The 3,762-nt window shown below is 72.6% G+C and carries 4 protein-coding genes; 2 read left to right on the top strand and 2 right to left on the bottom strand.

What is annotated here, in order from left to right; all coding sequences use genetic code 11:
- Positions 1 to 49: 49 nt before the first annotated feature.
- On the bottom strand, positions 50 to 874 hold the full coding sequence (locus tag AB0C29_RS09075) for a metal-dependent hydrolase (RefSeq protein ID WP_360817408.1): 825 nt from the start codon (positions 872 to 874) through the stop codon (positions 50 to 52).
- A 119-nt stretch (positions 875 to 993) separates the two neighbouring features.
- Positions 994 to 1,458 (bottom strand): DUF1707 domain-containing protein, encoded by a 465-nt coding sequence (locus AB0C29_RS09080; RefSeq protein ID WP_360817399.1) that lies wholly within the window; start codon positions 1,456 to 1,458, stop codon positions 994 to 996.
- A gap of 204 nt (positions 1,459 to 1,662) precedes the next feature.
- Between AB0C29_RS09080 and AB0C29_RS09085 the strand changes: the two genes are divergently transcribed.
- The gene (locus tag AB0C29_RS09085; protein WP_360817402.1) at positions 1,663 to 3,036 is read left to right on the top strand and encodes a histidine kinase; all 1,374 of its coding nucleotides are present in this window, start codon (positions 1,663 to 1,665) and stop codon (positions 3,034 to 3,036) included.
- Positions 3,033 to 3,719, top strand: a complete 687-nt coding sequence (locus AB0C29_RS09090; protein WP_360817405.1) for a response regulator transcription factor — start codon at positions 3,033 to 3,035, stop codon at positions 3,717 to 3,719. Before AB0C29_RS09085 ends, AB0C29_RS09090 begins: the two co-directional genes overlap by 4 nt.
- Positions 3,720 to 3,762 lie beyond the last annotated feature (43 nt).

Genomic DNA, 3,762 nt, shown 5'->3' on the forward strand with positions numbered 1-3,762 from the left:
GGGTCGCCGGCCTTGCCGGCGACGAAGCTTTCGACGGCCCGCACGCCGCTCAGCCGCCGTCGGCCCAGAGTTCCAGGTCCAGGCGTTGCAGTACGTGCGGGGCGAACATTCCGAAGACCGACAGGATGGCGATCAGCGTGAACACAGTGCGCAGCACCAGCACCTCGCCGCGGCCGCCGACCTTGATCGCTATGCCGTTCGGGACGCCGATCATGCGCCACATGCGGCGGCCCATCGGGATCGGCCACAGGATCGGTACGCCGTTCTTCGTGATCATGTCGCCCAGCAGGTGCACGACGCAGCCCACGCCGACCGCGAAGCCCAGCATCGGGTAGCCGCGGTCGCCGGGCAGGTTCGCCGCCGTGAACCAGGCGATCACGCCCGATGCCAGGGTCACGATCAGCCAGCCGGCGCGTTCGGCCCACTCGTCGAACAGGCCGCGCAACGCGAGACCAGCCATGAAGAACACCACCGCTACGACCGCCCACTTGCCGGAGCCTGCGCACAGCGCCGTCGTGCCCCAGCCGACCAGGGCCGCGAACGGCAGGGTGTGGGTGAACGTACGGTGACCGTTGTTGCGGCGCGGGTCCTTGCTCAGTTTCGTCGCCGTGTAGACACCCAGCGAGATCTTCTCGATGACCTCGGCCACGAACAGTGAGAACACGCCGAACGTGCGGGCCACCGTCGCGCCGCCCTGGTTGCGGGTCACCTTGCCGGACAGGTCCAGGTCGGGCAGCAGGGCGCCGCCCGCGCAGACCGTGGTGCCGACCGCGATCGCGAGCGGCGACTGGGCGTACCCCGCGAAGTGATCCAAGGCCCAGCTGCCGGCCAGCCAGACGGCCGCGCCCGACAGTGCGTGCGACGGACCCATCATGGTCGTGCCCACCCCTCCCCGTAGCCCCGGCGCGACACTGCCGGGGGTAAACCTGGCAACTGTCGCAGAGCGGGGAGGGGCGGGCAACGACCGCCACGTCTACTGTGGAGTGTTTACGATCACCTATAGGTCGGTGCGTTCCACGGGGCGACGTGGTGGCGGTAGCCGTACTCGGCCCGGTAGCGGCCGTATCGCGCGTGCCGCATCAGGCCCATGACCAGGAACACCAGCGGGATCGCGGGCCAGAAGAAGTGGGCGCCGGAGAGCGCCCAGAGAGCGGTCAGGAAGAGGGCCAGCGTCACGACGAAGCCGGCGTGGCGGCGGACGCCCCGGCGTGTCGCGGCCTGCGCCTCCGGTGTGGCGGCCAGCGCGCGGCGGCCGTTGTCGGGCAGGTCGGCGGTCAGCGGGGCGAGCTCGTCGCGGTACTTGGCGGCGTACACCTGACCGAGCCTCTCCTCGCCCTCCTCGAGGGTGAGCCGGCCCTCGGTCATCGCGGCCCGCAGGATCTCGGCCACCTGCTCGCGCTCGGTGTCGGAGGTGCGGAGCCGATTCGGACCGGACCGGGTGGTGTCGCTGGGATACACGGTGACCTCCTGAAACGTGGCGGGACTGACTTCCAGGGTGACGGATCCGGCGCCGGGCCGCGTCGGCCCGGCGGAGCATCCGGTACGCCCACCGCCATACGCCCTGAGGAGTACGCGACGACCGGCCGTAGTACCTGAGGCGCAGGGCACCGTCGTTCTTCATGCGGATGCCCGGGTCAGCAGCGGTGCCGTAGGTTCGGGAACGTGCCAGACCGGGGTGTACGCGACCAGCCGTCTTCTCTTCGTGGAAGACCGTCTGCCGCTGCCCGGAAGGCGGAGTGGGAGGAGTGGCGCCGCCGCAGCCGCTCGGGGCGGTTCCGGTCGGCGGACTGGCCCGGGTACGCACGCCGCCGCTCGCGGCACGGGCACTGGCGAGGTGCGGTCATCACCGCTCTCTGCTTCCACATCTTCGGCAATTGGCCGTACGCCACCCACCTCGCCCACCCGCGGGACGTCATCGCGTGCGCGTTGCTGCTGGTCGGCCCGCTGGCCCTGGCCTGGCGGGGGCGCGCGCCGGTGGTGGTGCTCGCGGTCGCCGGCGCGGCCTCGATCGGGTACGCGGCCCTCGCCGTACCGTCCTGGAGCTACGCCGTCGCGCCGGTCATCGCATTGTTCACCGCGGTGCGCACCGGTCACCGCCGATCCGCGCTGATCACCGTGGCGGCCGGCTACCTGGCCTACCTCCTGGTCATGTTCCTCTGCGCCGATCCGCTCGGACTCTCGCCCGCCGCCCGCCCGACCCCGCGCGACGCCGTGCTCACCGCCTTCGGGCTGGCCCTGACCGGGTTCCTCGGCAGCGCCGCCGGGGCCCGCGCGGCATACCTCGCCGAGATGTCCAAGGCCAATGCCGAGCGCGCCCGCGCCCGCGAGGAGCAGGAACGCCGCCAGGCCGCCGACGAGCGGTTGCGCATCGCCCCCCGTACTCGCGCTGGAAGCCCCGCTCGGCCAGCCAGTCGATCGCCGCTGCACGACGTGCTCGGCCACCACCTGTCACTGATCAACGTGCAGGCCGGGGTGGGCCTGCACCTGATGGACAACCGGCCGGAGCAGGCCCGCGAGGCGCTGACCGCGATCAAGACCGCGAGCGCGGAGGCCCTGCGGGAGGTTCGCGCCGTGCTCGGCGTGCTGCGCCCCGAGGAGGAGGCCGCACCCCGCCAGCCCGCGCTCGGTCTGGACCGCCTCACCGACCTCACGGCGGACGCCGGGCTGCCGGTGACGACCGAGACCGTGGGGGAGCGGCGGGACCTGCCGGCGGAGGTGGACCGCGCGGCGTACCGCATCGTCCAGGAAGCCCTGACGAACGTACGCCGGCACGCGGCCACCGGCGCCTCGGCCACGGTCTCGGTCACCTACGCCCCGGACGAGCTGCGCTTGACGATCCGCAATGATGCCGGCCGGTCGGCGCCGCGACCGGAGCCCGACGTGGCTCCGGGGACTGACGACGGCGGCAGCGGCATCGCCGGGATGCGGGCCCGGGCCGCCAGCCTCGGCGGCTCCCTCGAAGCGGGACCGTTGCCTGACGGTGGCTACCTGGTCTCCGCGGTTCTGCCCACCACCCCGACGAGGGAGCCTGCATGATCACCGTGCTGCTGGCCGACGACCAGGCCCTGGTGCGGGCCGGGTTCCGGGCCCTGCTGAACGCCGAGCCGGACATCGAAGTCGTCGCCGAGGCGGGCGACGGGCTGGAAGCGGCCCGGCTGGCCGCCGAGACCCGCCCGGACGTGGTCCTCATGGACATCCGGATGCCGGGCGTGGACGGGCTGGAGGCGACCCGCCGCATCGCCGCGGACCCGGACCTGGCCGCCACCCGGGTGGTCATCCTGACCACGTTCGAGCTGGACGAGTACGTGTTCGAGGCGCTGCGCACCGGGGCGTCGGGCTTCCTGGTCAAGGACACCGAACCGGTCGAACTGCTGCGCGCGGTCCGGGCGGTCGCGGCCGGTGACGCCCTGCTGTCACCGAGCGTCACCCGGCGGGTCATCGGCGAATTCGCCACCCCGGGCGGGCGCGGTCGTCCGTCGGTGCCACCGGAGGAGGCCGAACGCGTTCTGGAGCAACTGACCGACCGGGAACGGGAGGTGATGGTGCTGGTCGGCGAGGGGTTGTCCAATGACGAGATCGCGGCCCGTCTGCTGATCAGCCCGGCGACGGCGAAGACCCACGTCAGCCGGACGATGGTGAAGCTGGGGGCCCGGGATCGGGCGCAGGTGGTGGTGCACGCCTATGAGGCGGGGTTGATCCGGCCGGGCGGGCTCGCCTGACGCCGCGCGGCCGGCTTGGCGGGTGCGGTGCGGCCAAGCGTGT

Source organism: Actinoplanes sp. NPDC048791, assembly GCF_040650095.1.
Lineage (GTDB): Bacteria > Actinomycetota > Actinomycetes > Mycobacteriales > Micromonosporaceae > Actinoplanes.

What these genes read in the sequence shown, in the direction of transcription:
- AB0C29_RS09075 (WP_360817408.1), bottom strand. Translation starts at nt 874, where the DNA reads ATGATGGGTCCGTCGCACGCACTGTCGGGCGCGGCCGTCTGGCTGGCC.
- AB0C29_RS09090 (WP_360817405.1), top strand. Translation starts at nt 3,033, where the DNA reads ATGATCACCGTGCTGCTGGCCGACGACCAGGCCCTGGTGCGGGCCGGG.